At 69.1% G+C, this 24,057-nt stretch carries 24 protein-coding genes; 5 read left to right on the top strand and 19 right to left on the bottom strand.

Annotated elements, in window-relative coordinates:
* Positions 1-465: 465 nt before the first annotated feature.
* Together ACVBEQ_RS21010 and lysS are read right to left on the bottom strand one after the other, a co-directional pair.
* Positions 466-828 (bottom strand): histone-like nucleoid-structuring protein Lsr2, encoded by a 363-nt coding sequence (locus ACVBEQ_RS21010; protein WP_447155351.1) that lies wholly within the window; start codon positions 826-828, stop codon positions 466-468.
* Positions 829-1,126: 298 nt separating this feature from the next.
* Positions 1,127-2,650 carry a lysine--tRNA ligase gene (lysS, locus tag ACVBEQ_RS21005; protein WP_447155350.1) on the bottom strand — a complete coding sequence of 508 codons (1,524 nt, stop codon included), beginning with the start codon at positions 2,648-2,650 and terminating at the stop codon, positions 1,127-1,129.
* 86 nt (positions 2,651-2,736) lie between these two features.
* Between lysS and ACVBEQ_RS21000 the strand changes: the two genes are divergently transcribed.
* Both ACVBEQ_RS21000 and ACVBEQ_RS20995 read left to right on the top strand, forming a co-directional pair.
* Entirely contained in the window at positions 2,737-3,576 is an 840-nt protein-coding gene (locus tag ACVBEQ_RS21000) for a class I SAM-dependent methyltransferase (protein WP_447155349.1), read from the top strand.
* Positions 3,573-4,568, top strand: coding sequence for a 3-methyladenine DNA glycosylase (locus ACVBEQ_RS20995; RefSeq protein ID WP_447155348.1), 996 nt, complete (start codon positions 3,573-3,575; stop codon positions 4,566-4,568). Before ACVBEQ_RS21000 ends, ACVBEQ_RS20995 begins: the two co-directional genes overlap by 4 nt.
* 64 nt (positions 4,569-4,632) lie before the next feature.
* Here the strand turns inward: ACVBEQ_RS20995 and ACVBEQ_RS20990 are convergent, their stop codons facing one another.
* The 10 genes from ACVBEQ_RS20990 to dacB form a co-directional block, all read right to left on the bottom strand.
* Positions 4,633-5,142, bottom strand: a complete 510-nt coding sequence (locus ACVBEQ_RS20990; protein WP_473163196.1) for a DUF3180 domain-containing protein — start codon at positions 5,140-5,142, stop codon at positions 4,633-4,635.
* Entirely contained in the window at positions 5,142-5,633 is a 492-nt protein-coding gene (gene folK / locus ACVBEQ_RS20985) for a 2-amino-4-hydroxy-6-hydroxymethyldihydropteridine diphosphokinase (protein ID WP_447155346.1), read from the bottom strand. The genes ACVBEQ_RS20990 and folK overlap by 1 nt, the downstream gene beginning before the upstream one ends.
* Entirely contained in the window at positions 5,630-5,998 is a 369-nt protein-coding gene (gene folB, locus ACVBEQ_RS20980) for a dihydroneopterin aldolase (RefSeq protein ID WP_447155345.1), read from the bottom strand. Before folB ends, folK begins: the two co-directional genes overlap by 4 nt.
* On the bottom strand, positions 5,991-6,914 hold the full coding sequence (gene folP, locus ACVBEQ_RS20975; protein WP_447155344.1) for a dihydropteroate synthase: 924 nt from the start codon (positions 6,912-6,914) through the stop codon (positions 5,991-5,993). Before folP ends, folB begins: the two co-directional genes overlap by 8 nt.
* Positions 6,915-6,918: 4 nt before the next feature.
* Complete coding sequence (gene folE / locus ACVBEQ_RS20970) at positions 6,919-7,530, bottom strand: GTP cyclohydrolase I FolE (RefSeq protein ID WP_447155421.1); 612 nt, start codon at positions 7,528-7,530, stop codon at positions 6,919-6,921.
* Between the two features lie 167 nt (positions 7,531-7,697).
* Positions 7,698-10,367: an ATP-dependent zinc metalloprotease FtsH gene (gene ftsH, locus ACVBEQ_RS20965; RefSeq protein WP_447155343.1), complete on the bottom strand. Its 2,670-nt coding sequence runs from the start codon at positions 10,365-10,367 to the stop codon at positions 7,698-7,700.
* Between the two features lie 270 nt (positions 10,368-10,637).
* Positions 10,638-11,222 carry a hypoxanthine phosphoribosyltransferase gene (gene hpt / locus ACVBEQ_RS20960; RefSeq protein WP_447155420.1) on the bottom strand — a complete coding sequence of 195 codons (585 nt, stop codon included), beginning with the start codon at positions 11,220-11,222 and terminating at the stop codon, positions 10,638-10,640.
* 243 nt (positions 11,223-11,465) lie between these two features.
* Positions 11,466-12,449, bottom strand: a complete 984-nt coding sequence (gene tilS / locus ACVBEQ_RS20955) for a tRNA lysidine(34) synthetase TilS (protein WP_447155342.1) — start codon at positions 12,447-12,449, stop codon at positions 11,466-11,468.
* A 33-nt stretch (positions 12,450-12,482) separates the two neighbouring features.
* The gene (locus tag ACVBEQ_RS20950; RefSeq protein ID WP_447155341.1) at positions 12,483-13,589 is read right to left on the bottom strand and encodes a zinc-dependent metalloprotease; all 1,107 of its coding nucleotides are present in this window, start codon (positions 13,587-13,589) and stop codon (positions 12,483-12,485) included.
* 159 nt (positions 13,590-13,748) lie between these two features.
* Positions 13,749-15,155 carry a D-alanyl-D-alanine carboxypeptidase/D-alanyl-D-alanine endopeptidase gene (gene dacB / locus ACVBEQ_RS20945; protein ID WP_447155340.1) on the bottom strand — a complete coding sequence of 469 codons (1,407 nt, stop codon included), beginning with the start codon at positions 15,153-15,155 and terminating at the stop codon, positions 13,749-13,751.
* Positions 15,156-15,444: 289 nt separating this feature from the next.
* Between dacB and ACVBEQ_RS20940 the strand changes: the two genes are divergently transcribed.
* Complete coding sequence (locus ACVBEQ_RS20940) at positions 15,445-16,032, top strand: inorganic diphosphatase (RefSeq protein ID WP_447155339.1); 588 nt, start codon at positions 15,445-15,447, stop codon at positions 16,030-16,032.
* Positions 16,033-16,268: 236 nt separating this feature from the next.
* On the opposite strand, the gene ACVBEQ_RS20935 is transcribed toward ACVBEQ_RS20940, so the two are convergent.
* From ACVBEQ_RS20935 to ACVBEQ_RS20910, 6 genes are all read right to left on the bottom strand, one after another.
* Positions 16,269-16,586, bottom strand: coding sequence for a DUF2516 family protein (locus tag ACVBEQ_RS20935; RefSeq protein ID WP_447155338.1), 318 nt, complete (start codon positions 16,584-16,586; stop codon positions 16,269-16,271).
* A gap of 132 nt (positions 16,587-16,718) precedes the next feature.
* On the bottom strand, positions 16,719-17,891 hold the full coding sequence (locus ACVBEQ_RS20930) for a hypothetical protein (protein WP_447155337.1): 1,173 nt from the start codon (positions 17,889-17,891) through the stop codon (positions 16,719-16,721).
* Between the two features lie 37 nt (positions 17,892-17,928).
* Positions 17,929-18,351: a helix-turn-helix domain-containing protein gene (locus tag ACVBEQ_RS20925; RefSeq protein WP_447155336.1), complete on the bottom strand. Its 423-nt coding sequence runs from the start codon at positions 18,349-18,351 to the stop codon at positions 17,929-17,931.
* A gap of 114 nt (positions 18,352-18,465) precedes the next feature.
* The gene (locus ACVBEQ_RS20920) at positions 18,466-19,098 is read right to left on the bottom strand and encodes a nucleoside/nucleotide kinase family protein (protein WP_447155335.1); all 633 of its coding nucleotides are present in this window, start codon (positions 19,096-19,098) and stop codon (positions 18,466-18,468) included.
* A gap of 33 nt (positions 19,099-19,131) precedes the next feature.
* Positions 19,132-19,557, bottom strand: a complete 426-nt coding sequence (locus ACVBEQ_RS20915; RefSeq protein ID WP_447155334.1) for a VOC family protein — start codon at positions 19,555-19,557, stop codon at positions 19,132-19,134.
* 63 nt (positions 19,558-19,620) lie between these two features.
* Entirely contained in the window at positions 19,621-21,030 is a 1,410-nt protein-coding gene (locus ACVBEQ_RS20910; protein ID WP_447155333.1) for a DUF445 domain-containing protein, read from the bottom strand.
* Positions 21,031-21,156: 126 nt separating this feature from the next.
* On the opposite strand from ACVBEQ_RS20910, the gene ACVBEQ_RS20905 reads away from it, so the two are divergent.
* Positions 21,157-22,356, top strand: a complete 1,200-nt coding sequence (locus tag ACVBEQ_RS20905) for a pyridoxal phosphate-dependent aminotransferase (protein WP_447155332.1) — start codon at positions 21,157-21,159, stop codon at positions 22,354-22,356.
* Positions 22,353-23,543 (top strand): dipeptidase, encoded by a 1,191-nt coding sequence (locus ACVBEQ_RS20900; protein ID WP_447155331.1) that lies wholly within the window; start codon positions 22,353-22,355, stop codon positions 23,541-23,543. Before ACVBEQ_RS20905 ends, ACVBEQ_RS20900 begins: the two co-directional genes overlap by 4 nt.
* Before the next feature lie 29 nt (positions 23,544-23,572).
* Here the strand turns inward: ACVBEQ_RS20900 and ACVBEQ_RS20895 are convergent.
* A partial coding sequence (locus tag ACVBEQ_RS20895) for a M24 family metallopeptidase (protein ID WP_447155330.1) occupies positions 23,573-24,057 on the bottom strand: 485 nt, incomplete at its 5' end.

Here is a 24,057-nt window from a genome sequence, read left to right as displayed (position 1 = left end):
CTGCTATGCGGTCGGCTGTTGCCACTTCCTGCGATCATCGAGCCGGATCTGCGACCTCATCACTGAGGGGCCGACCAACTCGCTGACTGTGGACAACTCTAGTCGGACCCGCAGGGTGAGCAGTGCGGAAGCCGAACCGGGACGACACCGCGCACTGTGCCGTCACTGCTCTCCAACGCTGCCCCAGCGGTTCTCGTTCCGCCATATCGACGGCTACGCCGTGGGCGAACAGCCCAGGCTTACCGCCTCCGGACGGGCTTTGCGACCCTCGAAACGGCCCTTGGGCGGTCTCAGAAACAGCGCCAGGAACAGCACCGGGAAACAGCACCGGGAACGGCTCGGCCCCTGTCCCGCTCGGGGACAGGGGCCGGATGCCGCTGGTGATGGAGCTGTGGTGATGTCGCCGTGCTGGCGGTCAGAACTGTGGTCAGACCGATGACGGCGCCGTGGAGTCAGTAACTGAGGTCAGTGCGCTGCCTCGAAGGCAGCGAGCACGTTGGCCGACAACCGTCCGCGCTCGGAGACCTCGTAGCCGTTGGCCCGTGCCCACTCGCGAACGGCGGCGGTCTGCTCACGGTCGGGAGCGGTCCGGGCACCCCGGGACGACTTGGCCGCACGCGGCGCCTTGGGACGTCCGACACTGCGCCGAGACCCGTCGGCACGCCGCGCACTTGCGACATAGGAAGCCAGCGCGTCACGCAACTTCTCCGCGTTGTCCTCGCTGAGATCGATCTCGTACGACGCCCCGTCAAGGGCGAAGGAAACGGACTCCGCCGCGTCCGACCCATCAAGATCGTCAACGAGTCTGGTCGTGGTCTCGGTTGCCATGCTTGTTCCTCCTAGAAACACCTGGTTTTGTCTGGGCGCCATGGTAGTGCGTATTCCTGGACGATTCCACCATAACCGCGGTGCGGCGCGACCGTGTCCGGAACGGCGGTCCGATCAATGGGTTCCCCGACCAATCGTGATGTCGGGCACTGCGTTTTCGATGGCGCACACGCGGATCACGCGCCGACTTTTGCCGGCTTGTCCAGGGTTCATTCGCGGCGCCCCGCCGACCCCGGTCCCCGCGGGTCGCCAAACACCGGGTCAAATCCTGGTCAATGGCTGGGGCAGAGCCGCGAGACTATTCCCCGGGGCGGACGAACGGAAACAGGATGGTCTCCCTGATACCGAGGCCGGTCAACGCCATCAGCAATCGGTCGACGCCCATACCCATACCTCCGGCGGGTGGCATTCCGTACTCCATCGCCCGCAGGAAGTCCTCGTCGAGAACCATCGCATCGGCGTCGCCGAGCCCGGCAAAACGAGCCTGGTCGAGAAAACGCGCCCGTTGGACGACCGGATCGATGAGTTCGGAGTAGGCCGTCGCCGTTTCAATGCCGCGGATGTAGAGATCCCATTTCTCGGTGAGACCGGGGATCTCCCGGTGCCCCCGGGTCAGGGGCGCCGTTTCGGCCGGGAAATCGCGGACGAACGTCGGCGCGCGCAATGACGGTACGACCAGTTCCTCGAACAATTCTTCGGCCAGCTTGCCGGGGCCGTAGTGCGGTGCGACGGGCACGCCGAGTCGGTCCGCGTACCCGATCAGGGTCTCCATCGGCGTCTGGACGGTGACCTCCTCGCCGAGCGCCTCGGACAGGGCCCCGTACAACGTGATGGCGGGCCACGTTCCGCCGAGATCGAACTCCGTGCCGTCCGCGTGCACCGCAACGGTCGAACCGTGGATGGCGACGGTCGCTTCCTGGACGAGGGTCTGCGTCAGCTCCGCCATTCCGTTGTAGTCGCTGTACGCCTCGTACGCCTCCAGCGTCGCAAATTCCGGCGAATGGGATGAATCGACTCCCTCGTTACGGAAGCTGCGGTTGATCTCGAATACCTTCTCGATTCCTCCGACAACTGCTCGTTTGAGGTAGAGCTCAGGGGCGATGCGGAGGTACAGGTCGATGTCCATCGCATTCATGTGCGTGACGAACGGTCGCGCAGACGCGCCGCCGTGCAGCACCTGGAGCATCGGCGTTTCCACTTCCATATATCCGCGCCCATGCAGGGTGGCCCTCAGCGAGCGATTGACCACGCTGCGCATCTCCACCGTTCGCATCGCCTGCGGTCGGACGATCAAATCGACGTAGCGCTGCCGTACCCTGCTCTCCTCAGAGAGTGGTTTGTAGGTGACCGGCAATGGCCGGAGCGCCTTGGACGTGATCGACCAGGAATCTGCGAGGACGGAAAGCTCACCGCGCCGCGAAGTGATCACGGTTCCGTGTACGAAGAGGTGATCGCCGAGGTCGACGCTCGACTTGAACTTCGCCAGCGAGTCGGCACCGACACTGGCCAGTGACACCATCACCTGCAATTCGGTCCCGGTCTCGCCGGCACCACCCTCGCGCAACGACGCGAAACACAATTTCCCGGAGTTTCGCAGGAACAACACGCGGCCGGTGATTCCGACGACCTCACCCGTGTCCACGTCCGGCGGGAGGTCCAGATATTTCTGCCTTAGCGCCGCTAATGTCGTCGTCCTCGGCACGCCGACGGGATACGGCTCGACGCCGTCGTCGAGAAGACGTTGCCGTTTCTCCCGCCGTACCCGCATCTGCTCCGGCAGTTCGTCGCCATCACCCACGGCAGGATTCTTCGGTTCGGTCACGGACCGAAAGCCTACTTGCCGGGCGAGCGTGGACAGACCGCCCGGACGTGTCGGGGAGCACCCGTGCGCCGGGTCACAATGGACGCGTGACAGCGGGGGGATGGACCATCCGGCGGACGCCGGCCGGCGGCGGCCAGGGTTCCGTGGATGATCTTGCCACCTCCTTCGAGCTGCGTGCGGCGGAGTACGCCCGCCTCCGACCCGACTACCCGGATGCCGCTCTCGACGCGGCCGTTCCCGAGGCTGCCGGAACAGTGCTCGACCTCGCCGCGGGAACGGGCAAGCTCACCGCACCGCTGATCGACCGCGGGTACGACGTCATCGCCGTCGAGCCGCTGCCGTCCATGCTGGCCGAGTTACGCCGGACGCATCCCGGTGCGCATGCGGTCGCAGGCACGGCCGAAGAACTGCCGCTGGCCGATGGCACGGTCGATGCGGTCGTTGTAGGTCAGGCGTTCCATTGGTTCGACAAGGACAGAGCGCTCGACGGCGTCGCCAGGGTCCTTCGACCCAGCGGCACGATCGCCCTGCTCTGGAACCACGACGACGAGGCCGATCCGCTGGTCCGCGATGTCGAGGCAGCCCTCGACCGGGTCGGCCGGCCGGCCGGCGGGAGTACTGGGCTGGGTGACCGGGCTGGCGGTCAGGAGATCGATCCCGCGGCTGCGATCCCGCCGGAGCCGCCGTTCCGCGGCCATCGCTGGTTCGCCGACCCGGAGGTCCGTGTCATCAGGTGGGGGCGCCGGATGAGCGTCGAGGACTTCATCGCCCTGCAGCACACCTACTCCTACGTGATCCGCGCCTCAGCCGCACTGCAGGCGCAACTCGACAGCGAACTTCCGCTGATTGTCCGCCAGCACGTCGGCCCGGCCGCAACGGTCACGGTGCCCGTGATTTGCCAGGTGTGGCGGTCCGCACGTCGATGACAGGACAGAAGCTCGCGTCCCTCGAGGTACTGCCGGCGCAGGTGTGGCGGAAGGCCGAGGCCGAGCACGCGTCCGAGGTGGAAACCCTGACCAGGGACCGGCAGGAACGAGCCGGCCGCGGAGTGCCGCATCCGGTGGAGGACTTCCTCTTCACGTACTACTCGTTGCGCCCGGCACAGCTGCGCCGTTGGTATCCGGGCGCCGGTATCGCGTTGGCCGACGCCGGGGATCGGGCCGACTGGCCCTTCCACGTGGTGGTCGAGGGCTCCTCGATCGCCAGCCCGTCGATCGACAGCCGCGGGATCAACAGCCGCGGGATCAACAGCCGCGAGATCGACGGCCGACCGCACGACGGTGCCGGGCCCACCGTGACCGTCGATGTCGCGGGCTTCGCCCGGACCCGCCGCACGCAGCTGGATTTCACCCGCCGACTCCTGTCGGCCACCGCCGCCGCGCCGGCTCAGTACGGCTGCTTCGGGCTGCACGAGTGGGCGATGGTGTTCGAGCAGGACGATGAGCGGCGGCACCAGGCGTGGCCGCTCCGGCTGGGACAGGCCGGCACCGACGAGGTCGTCCGGAAGCACCAGATCAGGTGCACCCACTACGACGCCTTCCGCTTCTTCACCCCGGCGGCCCGGCCGCGGAACCCACTTCAGCCGGACCTCGGATCCCGGGTCCAGCTGGAACAGCCCGGTTGCCTGCACGCGTCCATGGACCTCTACAAGTGGGCCTACAAGCTGATGCCGATCGTCCCGAGCACGCTGCTGCTCGACTGCTTCCGGCTGGCCCGGACGATCAGGGAGATGGACATGCGTGCGTCGCCGTACGACCTCACCGATCTCGGATACCCGCCCGTCGCCATCGAGACGGCCGCCGGCAAGGCCGAATACGTTGCCGCGCAACGGGAGTTCGCCCACGCCGCACAGGTGCTACGCGGCCGCCTGCTGCGGGTGATCACGGCGGTCGACGCGGAGACCATCCCGACAGGCTGAACACCATTTGTCGCGCCTCGACCCGCGATGCCACTGTCGCACCCCAAGAACTGCCGCACCCCAATCAGGGAGTGCGATCGGCGTCCGGCGCGCGGAGACAGTGTTCGAGGAACAGCGCCCCGCCGATCATGATCGCCGCGCCCACCAGCCCGATGATGCCGGTGATGCCGTCGGCGCGTGCCGCGACCAAGGTCGACCACGACGGCACGACGTAGACCAGCAGCCCGATCCACAAACCGGCGAGCGCTGCACCGGCGAGCGAGGTCGCCTTCGCCGTCATGACCGCCCGCGCGGCGGTGAGGGGTTCCACCGGTCGCACGGTGACCGCATCCTGGGCGTTGCCTCCGCGCCGGCGGATCCGCTTGCGCAGGTTGTAGCCCGCGACTGCCTCGCCCATACCGAGCAACGCGGCCGGCACCCCGGCGAATCGCGGTAGGGGTGGAAGCCGCTGATAGCTCAGCCGGACCACCAGGTACCCGAGAATTGCCGCGACAGCCGCGACGACGAGCAGATCGCGTGCCCTGGTGAAGCCCATTCGTCCCGATTCAGCCATCCGCCGGCCGTTCGCGAGCATCAGTGCACATGCCCGACCTTCGTGATGCCCGCCGTGTCCACCGCGTCGAGCAGGTGGGTGATCCGTCCGGCACCGGGTAACTCCGCGGTCGGGTCGAGTTCCATCCACGGCATCAGGACGAACGCCCGCTCGGCCGCCCGCGGGTGCGGCAGAGTCAAGTTCGGGTCGTCACTGATCACCGGATGCCCGTGTACCTCGACCGTGATGACGTCGGCGTCCAGGGTGCGGGGTCCCCAGCGGATCAGCCTCTCCCGCCCGGCCGACTCTTCCAGCGCCATGCACCGTCCCAGCCAGCCGGCGGCGTCCATCGCCCGGTCCTCGACGAGCACCACGATGTTGTAGAAGTCGTCCTGCTCGACGCCTCCCCACGGCGGGGTCCGGTAGATCGAGGACACCGCGCGCACCGCGCCGCCGAGCGCGGTGACAGCCGCTTGAAGCCGGCCCTTCCGGTCGCCGACGTTGGACCCGAGTGACAACACTGCGCTGCTCATCCCGTCACCTTCGACCGGCGGATCGTCACGCTGACGTCCTGGAACATCAGCGGGATCGGCGCCCCGGGCTTGTGGATCGTGACCTCGACGTCCCGCACCGGGAACCGGGCGAGTACCGCATCCGCGATGTCGCCCGCGACCGCCTCGATGAGGTCCCTCGGCGGTCCGCCGATGATTTCCGCGGCGAGTTCGGCGAGTTCGCCGTAGTGCACCGTCCGCGTCAGGTCGTCGGTGGCGGCAGCCGCGGACAGGTTCAGCCAGACGGTGATGTCGACGACAAAGTCCTGACCGTCGCGTCTTTCGTGCTCGAAGACCCCATGACGGCCGAAGACGCTGAGTCCGGTGAGCGTGATGCGGTCAGCCACCGCTGGCTCCCACGGGGCGGGGCATCGACAGCTGCCGGACGGGTCCGCGACCGGTCGCAGCGGCAGCGACCAGCACGGCGTCCAGCGACGCCGACGCCTCGTGCACGCGCACACCCCACGCACCGGCGGCAGCAGCCAGCGCGGAGATGGCGGTCGTCGCGTCCTCCCTGCCGTCCGGCGGTCGGGGGCCGGCGGGACCGGCGAGCAGGGCACCGAGGAATCGCTTGCGCGAGGCGCCGATCAGAATCGGGAACCCCCACCCGGTCCCCCGCGCGCCGGTCATGTCAGGCAGCGCGCGGAGCAGAGACCAGTTGTGATCCGCTGTCTTCGCGAAACCGAGGCCCGGGTCCAGCACGATCCGGGATTCGTCGACGCCTGCCGCAACCGCCGCGGACACCCGTTCCAGCAGCTCGCCGCGGACATCGGCGACCACGTCGTCGTACCGCGCGAGCGCATCCATGTCGGCGCTGTGGCCGCGCCAGTGCATCAGGATCCATGGCACGCCGGTCTGCGCGACGACTGCCGCCATCTCCGGGTCGGCGAGCCCGCCCGACACGTCGTTAACGATGCGGGCACCGGCCCGAAGGGCCGCGGCCGCCACCTCGGCCCTGGTGGTGTCGACGCTGCACATGACCCCCTCCGAGGCCAGTGCCTCGATCACCGGCAGCACCCGTTCGGACTCGGCGGCAACGGAAACCCGGTGCGCACCAGGCCTTGTCGACTCGCCCCCGATGTCGATGATGTCGGCCCCGTCGGCGACCAGCTGACGCCCCCGGGCGATTGCTTCGCCGGGATCGAGATACCGGCCGCCGTCGGAGAAGGAATCCGCGGTGACGTTGAGGACGCCGAGCACGACGGCCCGGTGCGTTCCAAACGGGATCGCGGCCGCCTCGGCTGCGGCGGGGGTCGGTGCCATCGGCTCAACGACCCGTGATCAGGCTCATCGCCTCGGCGCGCGTCCGGTCCTGCGATTGGAAGATCCCGCGTACCGCCGAGGTCGTCGTCACCGCGCCGGGCTTGCGGATTCCCCGCATCGCCATGCAGAGGTGCTCGGCCTCGATCACCACGATCGCCCCCGCCGGCTGCAACCGGCGAACGAGCGCATCGGCGATCTGGGTGGTCAACCGCTCCTGAACCTGGGGCCGTTTCGAGTACCCCTCGACCAGCCGGGCGAGTTTCGACAGGCCGGTGACGCGGCCGTTGGGCCCGGGGATGTAACCGACGTGAGCCTTGCCGAAGAACGGCACGAGATGATGCTCGCAGGTCGAGTACATGTCGATGTCGCGGACCAGGATCATCTCGTTGTGGTTCTCGTCGAACGACGTGGCGAGAACCGTGCTCGGGTCGATGTGCAGGCCCGCGAACTGCTCGGCGAACGCCCGGGCGACCCGGGCCGGTGTGTTGACCAGACCATCGCGGTCCGGGTTCTCACCGACTGCGAGCAACAACTCCCGGATCGCGGCTTCGGCGCGCGCCGAGTCGAAGCTCGGCACGGGCAGCACACCGACGGCATCGTCCTCGACGTCGTCCAGCGGGCGTGCCCTGTCTCCGGCTCCGGCTCCGGCTCCGGCTCCGGCTCCGGCTCCGGCTCCGGCTCCGCGAGCATCGCCACGAGAGCCACCACTCGCACCGGCGACCGCGTCGGCCCTGACTCCGGAGACGGCGGCAGCCGCCCCGTCGACGAGCCCGAGCCCTTCCGTCACGACCGGTTGTCCTTCGGCGGCGCCCAGGGGTCGATCGGACCCTGCTCATCACCGTCCTGACGGTGACGCGGGCCGTCCGCACCCTGACCGGGCTGCCCGTACTGGCCCGGGCCGGGCGAGCGGTATCCCTGCTGGCCATAGCCCTGCTGGCCGTAACCCTGCTGGTCATAGCCCTGCTGGCCATGGCCCTGGGAGTCGTATGCCTGCGGGTGATAACCCTGCTGACCCGGGTTCTGGCCGTTGGCCGGGTGGCCGTTCACCGGACCCCACGGGGCACCGTTCGCACCGTTTACGTTCCCGCCGTGACCACCTCCACCGGGGGCAGTTCCGTTGGGGGCAGTTCCGTTGGGGCCAGCGCTGCTCGGGCCATTGCCGTTGCTTCCGTTGGTCCCGTTACCGTTCGAGCGACCGCCGGAGAACGACTTGGTCAGACCCGACGGGTGACCGGCCGAGCCCTGCGGGGCCGGCGTGCTGCCGGCGCCCTGACCGTCCTGCGGCCAGCCCGGCATCGGCCCGAGCGGCCCCGGCAGCACCCCGCCGGTCCAGTTCTGCGGGGCACCGCCCGTTCCCGGTCCAGGCGCGGTGACCGGTCCGGGTCCGGGTCCGTGGGAGATCTCCTGGGGTCCACTGCCGTCGGGATATCCGGGACCGGTATTGTAGCCACTCTGGCCGGCCGGGTAGGCGCCGATCGGAACGGGCGCCTCCTTGCGGGCGTCGGTCAGCTGCTCCGGCGGCGGCCAGGGCTCGCCCCGCTCGATGGCGAGTTCACCGGGGGTCTTGATCGGCGGCCGGTCGGACGGCAGCCGGGGACCGAACTCGTCGAACGTGGTGATCCGCGGACGCTTCTCCACCTCGGCGAAGATGACCTCGAGGTCCTTGCGGTTCAGCGTCTCCTTCTCCAGCAGGGCGGAAGCCAGGCTGTCCAGGATGTCGCGGTAGGTGTTCAGCACGGCCCAGGCCTCGGTGTGCGCGGCCTCGATGAGTGCCCGCACCTCGCCGTCGATCTCGCTACCGACCTCTATCGAGTACTCCGGCCCGCTGCCGTAGGTGCGGCCGAGGAACGGTTCGTCATCGCCGTGCCCGTACTTGACCGCGCCGAGCTTGGCGGACATGCCGTACTCGGTCACCATCGCCCTGGCGATCTTGGTGGCCTGCGCGATGTCCGAGGACGCACCTGTCGTCGGCTCGGCGAAGACCAGTTCCTCGGCGGCCCTACCGCCCATCGCCATGACGAGGCGAGCGATCATCTCGGACCTGGTCATCAAGGACTTGTCGTCCTCGGGAACGACGAGCGCGTGGCCTCCGGTCCGGCCTCTCGGCATGATCGTGACCTTGTACACCGGCTCGAGTCCGGGCATCGCCCAGGCGGCGAGTGCGTGGCCACCCTCGTGGTAGGCGGTGATCTTCTTCTCGCGCTCGGAGATGATCTTGCCGCGGCGGGCCGGCCCGCCGACCACCCGGTCGACCGACTCCTCGAGCGCCACGTTGGTGATGACGGTGCCGTACTCGCGGGCCGTGAGCAGCGCCGCCTCGTTGATGACGTTGGCCAGGTCCGCGCCGGACATGCCGACGGTGCGCTTGGCCAGCGGCAGGAAGTCGACGTCCGGAGCGAACGGCTTGCCCTTGGCGTGGACGGCGAGGATCGCCTGGCGACCCTTCAGGTCGGGCTGTCCGACGGGGATCTGCCGGTCGAAGCGGCCGGGCCGCAGCAACGCCGGATCCAGGATGTCGGGCCGGTTGGTGGCGGCGATCAGGATGATGCCGCCCTTGGCCTCGAACCCGTCCATCTCGACGAGCAACTGGTTCAGGGTCTGCTCGCGTTCGTCATGACCGCCGCCCATGCCGGCCCCACGGTGTCGGCCGACGGCGTCGATCTCGTCGACGAAGATGATCGCCGGCGCATTCGCCTTGGCCTGCTCGAACAGGTCCCGCACCCGGCTCGCGCCGACACCGACGAACATCTCGACGAAGTCAGAACCGGAGATCGAGTAGAACGGCACGCCGGCCTCACCGGCGACAGCGCGCGCGAGCAGGGTCTTGCCGGTGCCGGGCGGGCCGTAGAGCAGAACGCCCTTGGGGATCTTGGCGCCCAAGGCCTGGTACCGGGTCGGATTGGCGAGGAAGTCGCGAATCTCGTCGAGTTCCTGCACCGCCTCGTCGGCGCCGGCAACATCGGAGAACTTGGTGACCGGCATGTCTTTGGTCAGCAACTTCGCCTTGGACTTGCCGAACGAGAGGACCTTGTTGCCGCCGCCCTGCGCGTTGTTCATCATCCAGAGCAGGAACAGGATGATCAGGCCGACCGGGATCAGGTAGATGAGCAGCGAGAACAGCGTCGACTCGCTGGTGACGGTGGTGTTGTAACCGCCGGAGATGTTCGCGGCCTGCACGTCGTCGAAGATCTGGTCCGCGGCCTGTGCCGGGTAGGACGTGTAGATCTGCGACGCGCCGTCGACCGGGTTGTTCAGGTCCAGCCGGAGGCGCTGTTCCTTGTCGTCGATGGTCGCCTGCTTGACGTTGCCGTCCTTGAGCTGGGCGAGCGCGACCGAAGTCGGCTGAGCGACGTAGCCGCGCGTCTCGTCGGCGAAGAACGAGTAGGTCAGGTAGAGCACCAGCACCACCGCGATCCACACCAACGGTGAGCGGAGCAGGCGTTTCTTATCCATGTGGCTTTCGGCCGCTCGCGGCCTCGACCCTCCCTGACGTTCTCGAGTGTGGTGACCCGTAGTCCGGAACCGGTGGGCGGCCGAAGTGGACGCCACGCGGAATCCGGGCAGCGCGGGGCGCGACCAGTGGGTTCAGACTACCGCGCACCCCCGACGGCAAGGCCGGTTGCGAATGCGACAGCACACAGCACAACGCCCACCGTCGTCCGCTGGTTCCCGCCGGGCCCGTCCGAGACGCGGCTCATGCGACGGCCGGCCGAGCAACGGGGGTCAGCGGTACATGTGCTCCCCGAGCAGACCGACGAACGGCAGGTCGCGGTAGCGCTCGTTGTAGTCGAGGCCGTATCCGACGACGAAGTCCGTGGGAATGTCGAACCCGATGTACCGGACGTCGACCTCCACCTTGATCGCCTCCGGTTTGCGCAGCAGCGCGACGACCTCGATCGCCGCGGGGCCCCTGGTGGCCAGGTTCTTCAGCAGCCAGGACAGGGTGAGCCCGGAGTCGATGATGTCCTCGACGATGATCACCCGGCGGCCGGTGATGTCGCGGTCGAGATCCTTGAGGATGCGGACCACCCCCGATGACGAGGTCGCGGACCCGTAGGAGGTGACCGCCATGAACTCCAGCTCGGACGGGATGGGCAGCGCCCGGGCGAAGTCGGTGAGGAACATGACGGCGCCCTTGAGCACGCAGATCAACAGCGGCGGTCCGTGCACATGGTCGTGGTCGTTGGCCACCGCCTGCGCGAGTTCGGTGATCTTCGCCTGCAGCGTCTCGCTCGGGATCAGCACCGCGGAGAGCTCGCCGTGGTAGCCGTGGCCCGCGCCGGGATCCCAATCCGCCGTGGTCGTCACGGCGTCCGCGCTGGTCACCCGGGTGGTGGCGGTGGCCGGACCCCGGGTCTGCGCCTGCGCCACACCGTCCGTCGAAGAGGATTTCCCGGTCACCGTTTCTCCCGACTGAGCTGACGTCACGGCTTGAACTCGCAGGCGGGGTATCCATCGAGTGAACGATGCCGATCCCACGCAGCACTGAGCTTGCCACTGCCGGCACGTTTCGGTCACGCCGGGGCGGGCCGGGCCGAATGGGCGCGTTGGTCAGTGGGTCTTCCCGCCGTGCGCAACCAGCCGCAGGACACCGCCGGTCCGGATGACGTCTCTCCCTCCGGGCAACCGCACCTGCTCGGGGCCGCCGCCGGTCACCTGCGCGACCATCCGGTTGAGCTGGTCGAACGTGAGCGGACCCGCGCCATCGCTCGCGGCCCAGGTCCGGAGCACCCGCCCGATGACAGCTTCCGGATGGGCGGCCAGCGTGGAGATGTCGAGCGTCCCGTCCGACCGGCCCGCCGCTGCCCCGACGACGGTGGCGATCTGGTCCAACGCCTCGAGATCCTGACTCATCAGCCGTGCCGTCCGGGCGAGCGCCTCGGCGACGCCGCCGCCGAGGACGTCCTCCAGCAACGGCAGCACCTCCCGGCGGAGCCGCACCCTGGTGTAGGCCGGGTCGCTGTTGTGCGGGTCCTGCCACGGCACGAGCTGAGCTGTGCGACAGACGTTCTCGGTGTCGGCACGGCGGACCCCGAGCAACGGCCGACCCCAGGGCGGGCGCCAGGGTCGCATGCCGGCGATCGACCGGGGACCGGAGCCGCGGGCGAGCCCGAGCAGCACCGTCTCGGCCTGGTCGTCCGCGGTGTGCGCGAGGAGCACGGCGGGCGGCTCCGCGGACGGCAGCAGGGAATCCGCACAGGCCTGGAGGGCGGTGTACCTGGCCCGCCGCGCGGCCGCCTCCGGTCCTCCCGACCCGCCGACGGTCACCGTGAGGACCCGGGCGTCCCGGTATCCCAGGCTCAGCAGCACCCCGGCGGTTTCTGCGGCCCGCTCGGCGGAACCCGGCTGCAGGCCGTGGTCGACGGTGGCGGCGACGAGCCGGCGGGAACCTGCGTGGCGCTGCACGGCAACAGCCAACGCGAGCGAGTCGGCACCGCCGGAACAGGCGACGACGATCGGCGTCGCTGCGCCGGCGAATTCGTCCAGCCAGGCTCGAACTGCCCTGCTGACCGGATCGGCGGCGATCGACGTCACGGGGTCACATCAACAGGCAGCGCGCCGGGCCGCTCAGCCGTGCACCCGGCGCACCCAGGCCTGCGGATCGGTGATCTCCGCACGGGTGGGCAGCGTCTCCGCCGACGTCCAGACAGCGTTGAAGCCGTCCATCCCGACCTGCTCGACGACCGCACCAACGAAGGCGCCTCCCTTCACGTACTGGGCGAGCTTCATGTCCATCCCGAGCAGCGCCCGCAGCAACCGGTCGATGGGGCCCTTCGTCCGCTGCCGGCGCTGGGTGAAGGACGTCCGGATGGCGGCAACCGACGGCACGACGGAGGGGCCGACGGCGTCCATGACGTGGTCGGCGTGCCCTTCCAGCAAGGTCATCAGGGCCATCAACTTGTCGAAGACGGCGCGCTGCTCGGGCGATTGCATGCCCTCGATCCACGACGTCTCCCGGGTCTTCCCGGCGGGTTCGTCGGTGGAGCGCTGCGCCGCGAACGCCTTCGAAGCGGCCTTGCCGGAGCCCCCCTTGATGGCCTCGACCGCGCGGCGCAGCATCTGCGCCGGGTCGGTGTCGGCCTTGTCGGCGAACTCGCCGACCATCCCGCGGAAGTAGTCGCGCAACCACGGCACGGCGGTGAACTGGAGCCGGTGAGTGCTCTCGTGCAGGCAGACCCACAGCCTGAAGTCGGTGGGGTTCGCGTGCAGCTCGCGTTCGACCTTGACGATGTTGGGCGCGACGAGCAGCAACCGACCGGGTCGGGCCGGGTCACCACCGAGCGGATCGAACTGCCCGAGCACTTTGCCGGACAGGAAGCCGAGGATGACCCCGACCTGCGATCCGGCGACGTTCCGGGTCCAGGCGCCTGCCTGTTTGCCGCCCGATCCGGCAAGTTTCGCCACCAGAGGGGCGGCGAGCAGTTCCATGCCCTCCGCGGTCGCCTTCACCCAGCCGGGTCGGTCGACGACGTCGGCGTCGTCGACCGGCAGCCCGTGGCCGAGACCGGTGGTTTCCCGCACGGCGAGTTCGGCCCGCGCCGAGAACGTCCGCAGGTCGGCCACGACACCCGCCGCATCGGCCGCGCTGATGCTCGGCCCGGTCGGCGCAAGCCGCTGCCCGGCACGGATGGCCGCCGCCCAGTCGATTGGGGCGGTGCCCCCGTCTGTCGCCACGACAGCAACGGTAGAGCAAGGCCAATCGGGCCGAGCCGACGCCGACCCGCCGACCGGTCAGCCCCCCAGGTCGAGCCCGCTGCTCAGGCCCCCACCTCATGCCCAGGATCAGGCCCAGGGATCAGGCCGCAGGTCAGGCCCGCGGGTCGGGCCCCCAGCTCAGGCACAGCCGCAGCCGCGCAGCCCCGCCGCCAGCGCATCGAGGGCCGGCCGGGTGCCGCCGCTGACGCCGTTGGAGACGAAGGCGAAGACCAGGATCCGGCCGTCGACGTCGGGCACGTAACCGGCGAGCGCGTACGTCACCTCGAGTGACCCCGTCTTGGCCCTGACCCACCCCGCACCGGCCTTGGATCCGGCGTCCTGGAATCGGTCGGCAAGGCTGCCGGACACACCTGCGATCGGCAGTCCGGTCAGCAGATTTCGCAGCGCCGGGGTGTCCCCCTTCACCGCAAGTGCGACCACCTGTGCGAGCACGGCGGGCGGTACCCGGTCCTTGGTCGAGATACCGGAGCCGTCGTAGAGCTCCAGACCGATGGTGTCGATCTTGAGGGACTCCAGCGACTCGAGAATCGCCGCCGATGCACCGTCGAAGCTCGGCGGGGCGCCGCGGGCGATGGCCACTTGGCGGGCGAGCGCCTCGGCGAGCACGTTGTCGGACTTCTCGAGCGCCTGGGCGAGCAGCACCGACATCGGCTGCGAGGAGACCTGCCCGATCACCTCGGCGTTTTCCGGGGCCGGACCCTCGATCAGCGGGATGTCGGCGTTGCCGAGCAACCGGGCGAGGGCCGCGCCCGCTGTCTTGGCGGGTTCGCCGGTCCGCCGCGAGTTCTCGTTGGCGGGATCCTCGCGGTCGCCGTCCACCATCAACGGCGACATCCGGGTGATGTAGCCCTGGGCGCTGGAGTCGGTGCCACGGATGTCCCTGGTCAGCCAGCCGTCGGCGAGTTCGGGCCCACTCCAGTAGTCGGTGTCCAGCACGATCCGTTTGACGTCGATGCCGCTGGCCTTCACCTGGGCGGCCAGATCGGCCATCAGCGGGGCGCCGTCGTAGACGGTGCCGACTCCCTGATTGCGTGCGGACAGTGTGACGTCACCGCCGCCGACCAGCACGATGTCGCCCTCCTGGTCGCCGGCGACCACCTTGGTGACGAAGCGGCTGGTCGGGTCGACCGAGGTGAGCAGTGCGGTCCCGGTGAGCAGCTTGGCCGTCGACGCGGGGATCTGCGGCGAGTTGGAGTCCTTGTTCCAGACCACGTCGCCGGTGGCCGGGTCGATGACGATCCCGGAGAACTGGGCGAGGGCGGGGTCCGCCAGTTGCCCTGCGAGCTGCTTCTCGATGCCCGCGGTGGTGGGAACCTTCTTGGACGCGGCCAGCGGAACGATCTTCGGCGGCGGTTCGACGACAGGGGGGTCGACCACCTCGGCGGGTGCGGCCGCGGTGCTGGTCGACGCGCTGGTCGAGTCTCCGGGCCGGAGCAGGAACACCGCACCGATGGCGACGATGGCAACCACGACGATCGTCGTGATGATGATCCCCACCCGCTGGGATCGCTTCAACGCCGCCACGAAATCTCCTCCTGCTCGCACCACACGCCGGCCGAGCGGCCGGACAGCCGTCCGCCTGTCAACGGACGCACGGGACCCACGGCCGTTCCAGGATCCCCTTTACCACAGCGCTTTCGCCCCTCGAACGGTACGTAGGTGCACCCGACCACCAGCTTCAGACTAGAGTCTGAGCAGCCTGGAGCAGGGCGCACCGATCCGGGGGGATCCGGCGAATCATGCCTCGTCCCGGTCGGCGGGCGCCTTCCGGTTGTGGTCGACCAATGCATCGCCGACACGAAAGGTGACACTCGTGGACTTCGACGTGACCATCGAAATTCCCAAGGGGAGTCGCAACAAGTACGAGGTCGATCATCACTCCGGCCGGATCCGACTCGACCGGACACTGTTCACCGCCACCCAGTATCCGGCGGACTACGGCTTCATCGACGACACCCTCGGCCAGGACGGCGACCCGTTGGACGCGCTGGTCCTGCTCGCCGAATCCACCTTCCCCGGCTGCCTGGTGAAGGCACGGGCGATCGGGATGTTCCGGATGACGGACGAGGCCGGCCCCGACGACAAGGTGCTGTGCGTGTCCGCCAACGATCCCCGTCAGGCGCACCTGCAGGACATCGACGACTTGAACGTCTTCGAAAAACTCGAGATCCAGCACTTCTTCGAGGTCTACAAGGACCTGGAGCCGGGCAAGAGCGTCGAGGGCGCGAACTGGGTGGGCCGGGACGCGGCCGAAACCGAGATCGCCATCTCCTACGACCGTGAGAAGAAGCGGCTCGCAGCCGAGGCCGCAATGGCCGGCGGCGACGGCCACACCCACCCGAGCCACGACGATGGCGCGGTCGAGGCCCCGAGCCCCGGCCGGGAGACCTCGCACAGCTGACGTCAGCGGGTCCTTTGACCGGCTTGAACCGGATGTCGCACGAGGGCATCCGGAGTCCCGCCGCACTCTTCAGCGGTCTGAGCTGTGCCAGAGCCTGACCTCGTTCACACGGTCAGGAACCGAAAAAGGATTGTCCGGACAACGTCGTTCGAGCAGCTGTGTTCGAGCAAAAGTGTTCGCGCAGCGGTGTTCGAGCAAGCTCGCGGGTGGCCGGTGGTGAGCAGCGGCGTGACCGACTACCAGCGACCGCCGCGCTGCACCTCGCGGAGCCGCGGCCGGACATCCAGCAGGTAGACCAGGCTGCCCGTCAGTCCCGCCAGCCACAGCAGGCTCTGCGGGGCGAACGCGCCACCGAAGACGGACAGTCCCAACACCACGGCGCAGGCGATGGTGATACCGGCCCAGGTGCCCTTGGTTTGCTTGTCCGCGGCGGCGAACGCGTCCGAGCGGCGACTGGCCGCATCGACGGCGGCGAAAATCCCGAGGATCGCTCCTCCGGCAGCCAGCACCCAGGTCACGACGAAGATGATCGGGTCCACGAAAGCGAATGCCACTCGCTCAGGGTACGTGCCGCTGACGGCTTGGTCCTCCCCTTCCGCTGACATTCCGCCGACCGGACGCCCGGGAGTGCACGGCGTGGGCCGGTGAGCCACCCGGCTGCGGGCGATTCACCGGCCTTTCAGATCTCAGCCGGCGTCCGTGCCGGGTGCGGTCGGATTGTGCGCCGCGGCCTTCGCGGCTGCCGGGGTGTGGGCGGCTGTCTTCGGCGCAGTGTCCTTCGCAGCACTCTTCCGCGCCGCGGTTCTCGTGGATGCGGCCCTCGCGGTTGATGTCTTCGGGGCTGAGGCTCTGGAAGCCGAAGCCTTGGAGGCTGCCCGCCTGGTGGCAGCGCTCTTCGGTGCCGCGCTCTTCGGTACTGCGGTCTTCGGTGCCGCCGTCTTCGATGCTGCGCTCTTTGCCGTGGCCTTCGATGCCGCGGTCTTTGCCGTGGCCTTCGGTGCTGTGGACTTCGCAGCACCCTTCGTCGCGGCCCGCTTCGTCGGCTGGGCCGGACGGACCGGGGGTTCCGTTGCGGCGTCGACAACGGCGCCCGGGCGCAGCGACGCCGAGCGGACCTTCGACCAACTGCGTTCGCCACGTTCGGCAAGGTTGTCGTAGATGTGGCCCACCAGTTCGGTGTAGGCGTCGACGGTGTCGCGAACGCTGTCGCGCGTGACGTCTCCGGCCAACTCCGCTGCCTTCTCCGGCAGTTCGGTCAACAGCTCCTGGGTCCGCTCCGGGAGCTCGCCCGCGAATGCTTTGACGGAGTCCGCGAGCTCAGCAGCAAGATGCTGTGCCCGGGCCGGCAGGTCCGACGGGGTGATCGGTGTCTTCCGCAGTTCTCCGACGATCTTCTGCGCGCGGTCAGGGAAGTCGGTCACCGCTTCCTGGGCCTTGCCGACGTACTCCTGAGCGGCCTCTTGGGCCTTGCCGGCGTACCCGGTTGCGTTCTCCTGAACCCTGCTGGCGTAGCCGGTCGCCCGGTCCTGCGCCTTGCTGACGTAGTCGGTGGCCACGTGTTGGACCTTGGCCGTGTAGTCGGTCGCCACGTGCTGGACCTTCGACGCGTAGTCGGTGGCGAGGTGCTGGGCCTTCGTCGGGAGCTCGGTGGTGAGCGTCCGGACATCGGCCGATCGGGCCGCTTCGGCGTTGGCGGCGAGCATCTCCATGACCGCAGCTCGCAGCGCGGCCAGTTGCTCCACGGCCAGGTCCCCGGCGCCGATGGCGGCGAGGACAGGCCGCGGAAGTTCGTTGAAACGATCGGCGAGCTGCTCGAGGGCGCTCTCCGAGGCTGCACGGATGTCGGTGACGGCGGACATGACTGCTCCTTTCGGCATCACTTCGATGCCATTTCTCCTAGGGCTTGCCGACCGGTTCGGCAGCGCCGGCGGCCTCGGGCGACTCATCTGGTGCCGTCACCCCGGCCGCGAGCGCCTCCTTGCGGAAGGCGGAATAGATGTCGATCAGAGCGGCCTTGTGTCGCTCGGTCAGGACGTCGTCGCCGCGGATCGCGACAACGACCTCGGGCGCGTCGGCGGTCTCCAGAATTCCTGCCATGACCAGCAGCGATTCGACCGAGATCGACAGCCCGTGCGCGATCTGCGCGAGGATGTCTGCGCTCGGCCGCCGCAGGCCGCGCTCGACCTGTGACAGGTACGGGTTGGACACTCCCGCCTTCGCGGCAAGGGCCCGCAGCGAGATCTGGGCTGCGGTCCGCTGCTCGCGGATGAACTCTCCGAGATCGCGGACGGGCGTGATGACGGGGTCGAGATCCACCATGGACGCACCCCCTCCGCCGCAGCCGAACACATCTCCGCGAACCGGACACTTCCCATCATACCCCCGTTGCTTGCTATTGCAAGCACGATGCTAGCAGGGATTGGGCCGTGATCTTCAGCGGTCGGCGAGCCAGGCGACGGCCGGGGCCGAGGGGTGGTCGTAGGACACCACGGCTGATGCGGACAGCTCCGGGTGGTACTCCTTGCGGTACCGGGCGAAGGCGTCGAGCCACCATTGCCGATCGGCCGGCAGCGCACGAGCGAGGGCACCCGGTGAGACCTGCAGATGGACGGTGGCCTCGAGCGGCAGCCGGGCGGCGTCGAGGAAAGGCCCGTCGATGATCGCGACGGCCCGCTCGCCGGCGGGCCCGGGACGGTCACGAACCGAGCGATCGGTCGCCGGATCGCGAAATCGACGCAGAACGGTCCCGCTGCCGCCGGGAGACAGAGGGTCCAGCAGCTCCCGCTGCAGCGCATCTGTGTCCAGCCAACCGCCGAGCAGCATGTCGACATCGGTGCGGCCCAACTCGAGTCTCAACGAGGCCGGTCGCCACCACCAGTCGGTGGTGACCCGGATGACCGGTCGGCCGGACGCCCGCACCCGCTCGGCAACGGCATCGGCGAGCTCACCGCTGCCGGTTTCGGTGGCCCCGTCGATGCCGATCCTCGGATGGTCCTGTGGGAGGCCGGAGATCCAGTCGGCCAGATCGGCCTGCAGGCGCTCAGGGGTCAGCGGGATGAAACGCACCGCACCACAGTGCCAGCGGGTGCGCTCCTGGGGTCAGGCGCCGGCCAGGCACAGGCAGAACGGATGACCCGACGGGTCCAGGTAGGCGCGGAAGGTGCTGGGCGGCTGTGGCTCACCGGTGGGCCGGGCGCCGATGGCCAGCACCCGTGCCTCGGCGGCGTCGAGGTCAGGCACGTCCACATCGAGATGGAACTGCTGCGGGATGGAGTTGTCCGGCCAGGTCGGCGGAACATGGTCCGGCGCGAGCTGGAAGGCGATCTCCGGGCCCGAGTCGCCCCGGATCGACACCCAGTCGGCGTCATCCCGGAGGATCTGCCCGCCGAGAATGGCGAGGTAGAACTCGGCGAGCGCCCTAAGCTCCGGGGTGTCCAGCACGACCACTCCGAAGGTCGCGATCGGAGCCTCGACGTCCTGCTGGGACGATGCGGCGGAGGCTGGGGCAGGGGTGGGTGTCGTCATGGCGACCATCTCAGCATCCGGGTACGACAGCCCTCCAGCCGCTTTCCCGAGCCGGGAAGCGGGTCAGCGCAGCAACAGTTGGGCGACGGTGTAGATCACCAGGCCGGCCAACGCGCCGACGACGGTGCCGTTGATCCTGATGAACTGGAGATCGCGCCCGACCTGCAGTTCGATCTTGCGGCTTGTCGCCTCGCCGTCCCAGCGGGCGATGGTCTCGTCAATGATCCCGGTGATGCTCCGGGCGTGATGACGGGCCAGGTAACCGGCCGCATCGGCGACCCAGCCGTCGACCTTGGTGGCCATCGGCCCGTCCTCGGTCAGCTTGCGACCGAAATCGACCAGCGCATTCGTCACCGACCGGCGTAGCGGGGACGACGGGTCCTCGGCCGCCTGCAGCAGCGCGTCCTTCATCGATGTCCAGGCGCTGGCCGCGAGGGCCCGGACCTCGGTGTTGCCGACGATCTGGTCCTTGATCACCTCGACCCGCTCGATGGTTGCCGGGTCGGTCTGCAGATCGCGGGCGAACTCCTTGAGGAAGCGGTCCAGGGCGCCGCGCAGTTGATGGTCGGGATCGGTCTTGACGGCGCGGGCGAAGGCGAGCACCTCGTTGTAGATGCGGTCCGCGACGATCCCGTCGAGGAAACGCGGCGACCAGGACGGCGCGCGCTGCGACACCACCCTGGACACGGCCGTGTAGTTGTCCCTGATCCACTCGTAGCAGCGTTCGACGACGAAATCGACCAGCGGTCGGTGGTCGCCGCGGTCGAACACCTCGGCGGCGATCCGGCCCAGCGGCGGCCCCAGTTTGGTCTCTGCGATCTTGCGCCTGGCCATCGATTCGAGCAGGTCGGCGACCTGATCGTCGCTGAGCACCGTGCTGATGCCGCGGACCGCCGTCGCCAGCTCCGCAGTCACCCGCTCCGCCGATTCCGGCTTGGAAAGGAACTCCCCGATCCGCCGCGCCACCGAGAATCCGGCCAGCTTCTCCCGCACGACGTCCTCGGACAGGAAGTTGGTGGCGACGAACTCCGACAGCGACGATCCGATGGCGTCCTTGCGGTTCGGGATGATCGCGGTGTGCGGGATCGGCAGCCCCAGCGGCCGCTTGAACAGCGCCGTGACGGCGAACCAGTCGGCGATTGCGCCGACCATGCCTGCCTCTGCCATCGCCCGGACGTAGCCCAGCCACGGGTACTCGTCTTCGAGCGAGAACGCGATGACGAAGATGATCGCCATCAGCACCAGGGCGCCGGTCGCGACAGCCTTCATCCGGTTCAGCCGGCGCTTGCGTTCCTGATCGGCCGGGGTGAGCACCTCACCGGCCGCGAGCCCGGCGCCGAAGGACTGCCGTTCCCGCGACGGTGCCGGGGTCGGGCCGCCGATGGGGGCGCCCTTCGTCTGTGGCGCGCGGCCGCCCAGCAGTTGCGGCTGCTCTGGCGGCGAGGCGGCGGATTCGGATTCTGTGGTGCTCATGGCGTCATTGTTCCCCCGGTCACGGCGGCCCACCCCCACCCCGACGGGTGCAGCGTGCCGCTCCGAACAGCGCAGTGGCCGCATCCGGGGTGAACGTCGGGCGGCGGGGCACGGTAGGAATAGCCCATGACGCTGGCTTCGGATCACCCGACGGCCCGGTCGGCGAACCCGCTGGTGCGCCGGTTACGGCCGTATACGACGACGATCTTCGCCGAGATGTCCGCGCTCGCGACCGCCACCGGCTCGATCAACCTGGGTCAGGGATTCCCGGACACCGATGGGCCCGCGTCGCTGCTCGAGGCGGCCAGGCAGGCCATCTCCGACGGCGTCAACCAGTACCCGCCAGGACCGGGCATCCCGGAGCTCCGGCGCGCGATCGCCGAGCGCCGACTCGCCGATCACCAGCAGCGCTTCGATCCGGACAGTGAAGTGCTGGTCACCGTCGGAGCGACCGAGGCGCTGGCCGCCGCCGTCATCGGGCTGTGTGAGCCAGGTGACGAGGTGCTGATGCTGGAGCCGCACTACGACTCCTATCCGCCGATCGTCGCGATGGCCGGCGGCACGCACCGGTCGGTCCCGCTGCGGCCGGACGCGTCCGGCAGGTTCGCGCTGGATGTGCAAGAGCTCGCCGATGCGGTCGGCCCGCGGACCCGGATGCTCATCCTGAACAGCCCGCACAACCCGACCGGGACGGTGCTCAGCAGCGTGGAACTGGCGGGCATCGCGGCCGTGGCTGTGGCCCGGGATCTGATCGTCGTCACCGACGAGGTCTACGAGTACCTGGTGTACGACGGCGTCCGGCACCTGCCATTGGGCACCTTCGACGGGATGGCGGAGCGCACCGTCACCATCTCCAGCGCCGGCAAGACGTTCAACACCACCGGCTGGAAGATCGGCTGGGCCTGCGGTCCCGCGCCACTGATCGCTGCCGTCCGGGCGGCCAAGCAGTTCCTGACCTACGTCGGTGGCGCACCGTTCCAGCCGGCGATCGCCGGGGCGCTGCGCACCGAGATGGGCTGGGTCGCGGGTCTGCGGGACAGCCTGCAGGACAAGCGCGATCGGCTCTGCGCAGGCCTCGAGACGGCAGGTTTCGGCGTCCTCCGGCCGCAGGGCACGTACTTCGTGATGACCGACATCCGGCCGCTCGGCGCCTCGGACGGTATGCAGTTCTGCCTTGACCTGCCGGCCAGTGCCGGGGTGGTCGCCGTTCCGGACGAGGTGTTCCACGACGACCCGGCGGACGGCAAACCGTTCGTCAGGTTCGCCTTCTGCAAGCGCGACGAGGTCATCGACGACGCCGTGCGCCGACTGGCGGCCCTGCGATGACCGACGCAGAAATCACTGAGTCGACCACCGACCGAGTGGCCCACGTGCTGGACCGCTCCCCCGTCATCGACGGTCACAACGACCTGGCCTGGGCGCTGCGGCAGCAGGTCATGTATGACCTCTCCCAGCGCGACATCGCTGTGCACCAGCCGACTTTGCAGACCGATATCCCCCGACTCCGAGCCGGCGGGGTGGGCGCGCAGTTCTTCTCGGTCTACGTGCCCGGCACACTGGAAGCCGGCCGGGCGGTGACCGCGACGCTCGAGCAGATCGATTGCGTGCAAAGGATTCTCGCCGCCTACCCGGACACCTTCGAGGCCGCCAGGACCGCGGGGGACGTCCGCCGGATCACCTCCGACGGCGGGATCGCCGCGCTCCTCGGCGCCGAGGGCGGGCACAGCATCGACTGCTCGTTGGGGGCGCTCCGGGTGCTGCGTCGGCTCGGCGTCGCCTACATGACACTGACCCACAACCAAAACGTGCCGTGGGCGGACGCGGCCACCGATACACCGGCCGTCGGCGGCCTCACCGACTTCGGCACCGAGGTCGTGCGGGAGATGAACCGGATCGGCATGCTCGTCGATCTCTCGCACGTCGCACCGACGACAATGCATGCGGCCCTGGATGTCTCGCGCGCACCGGTGATCTTCTCGCACTCCTCCTGCCGGGCCGTCACGGAGCACGTGCGGAACGCGCCGGACGCCGTGCTGGAGCGGCTCGCCGGCAACGGCGGCGTCGTGATGATCACCTTCGTTGCCGATTTCGTCTCGCAGGCCTGCGCCGATCATTCGGCCGCGGACGATGCTGAGCGGCACGCCCTGGGCCTGGACAAGGTCACCAACTACACCGAGAGCTCCGGCGAAGATCACGAGCCGGAGGCCGCCGCGGCACTGGCCGACTGGCGGCGTCGCAATCCCGCCCCGACCGCGACGCTCGGCCAGGTCGCCGACCACGTCGAGCATGCGCGGGACGTGGCGGGTGCGGCGCACATCGGACTCGGCGGGGACTTCGACGGGACGGACAGCCTGCCTGCCGGGCTGCAGGACGTGTCGACCTATCCCGCGCTGCTCGCCGAACTGGCCGACCGCGGCTGGTCCGACGACGACCTGATGGCGTTGACCGGCGGCAACATCCTCCGCGTCCTGCAGGCCGCGGAGGACGTCGCCGATCCGGGCTTCGGCGCCTGATCAGCCCGTCTGCCGGTGCGACGGACGGGCTACCTCGGGACGGTGAGGATCTCGGCTCCGTGGTCGGTGACGGCGATGGTGTGTTCACTGTGCGCTGTCCGGGAGCCGGTCGCGCTGCGCAACGTCCACCCATCGGCGTCGGTGACGAGATCAGCGGTGTCCGCCATCACCCACGGCTCGAGCGCTAGCAGCAGCCCGGATCGCAGCCGATATCCACGGCCGGGGCGCCCGGTGTTCGGAATGTGCGGGTCCTGGTGCATCGTCGACCCGACGCCGTGGCCGCCGAATTCGGTGTTGATCGGATAGCCCGCCCCGCTGAGCACCGAACCGATGGCGTGCGAGATGTCGCCGATGCGTGCACCGGGGCCGGCGGCAGCGATCCCGGCCCCGAGCGCGCGTTCGGTGGCGCTGATCATCGCAACGCTGTCCGCGCGCTGTGAGCCGCCAACGACGAAGCTGATGGCGGAGTCCGCGACCACTCCGCCGAGAGAAACGGCGAGGTCCAGCGTCAGCA

The sequence above is a fragment of the Nakamurella sp. GG22 genome, from assembly GCF_052976845.2.
The sequence above is the reverse complement of the archived record's forward strand: the minus strand, read 5'-3'. Positions and strand labels throughout refer to the sequence as shown.

What these genes read in the sequence shown, in the direction of transcription:
- ACVBEQ_RS20905 (WP_447155332.1), top strand. Translation starts at nt 21,157, where the DNA reads ATGACGCTGGCTTCGGATCACCCGACGGCCCGGTCGGCGAACCCGCTG.
- folK (WP_447155346.1), bottom strand. Translation starts at nt 5,633, where the DNA reads ATGAGCAGCGCAGTGTTGTCACTCGGGTCCAACGTCGGCGACCGGAAG.
- ACVBEQ_RS20925 (WP_447155336.1), bottom strand. Translation starts at nt 18,351, where the DNA reads ATGGTGGATCTCGACCCCGTCATCACGCCCGTCCGCGATCTCGGAGAG.
- ACVBEQ_RS20900 (WP_447155331.1), top strand. Translation starts at nt 22,353, where the DNA reads ATGACCGACGCAGAAATCACTGAGTCGACCACCGACCGAGTGGCCCAC.
- folP (WP_447155344.1), bottom strand. Translation starts at nt 6,914, where the DNA reads ATGGCACCGACCCCCGCCGCAGCCGAGGCGGCCGCGATCCCGTTTGGA.
- ACVBEQ_RS20910 (WP_447155333.1), bottom strand. Translation starts at nt 21,030, where the DNA reads ATGAGCACCACAGAATCCGAATCCGCCGCCTCGCCGCCAGAGCAGCCG.
- ACVBEQ_RS20915 (WP_447155334.1), bottom strand. Translation starts at nt 19,557, where the DNA reads ATGACGACACCCACCCCTGCCCCAGCCTCCGCCGCATCGTCCCAGCAG.
- ACVBEQ_RS20990 (WP_473163196.1), bottom strand. Translation starts at nt 5,142, where the DNA reads ATGCTCGCGAACGGCCGGCGGATGGCTGAATCGGGACGAATGGGCTTC.
- ACVBEQ_RS20995 (WP_447155348.1), top strand. Translation starts at nt 3,573, where the DNA reads ATGACAGGACAGAAGCTCGCGTCCCTCGAGGTACTGCCGGCGCAGGTG.
- ftsH (WP_447155343.1), bottom strand. Translation starts at nt 10,367, where the DNA reads ATGGATAAGAAACGCCTGCTCCGCTCACCGTTGGTGTGGATCGCGGTG.
- ACVBEQ_RS20930 (WP_447155337.1), bottom strand. Translation starts at nt 17,891, where the DNA reads ATGTCCGCCGTCACCGACATCCGTGCAGCCTCGGAGAGCGCCCTCGAG.
- ACVBEQ_RS21010 (WP_447155351.1), bottom strand. Translation starts at nt 828, where the DNA reads ATGGCAACCGAGACCACGACCAGACTCGTTGACGATCTTGATGGGTCG.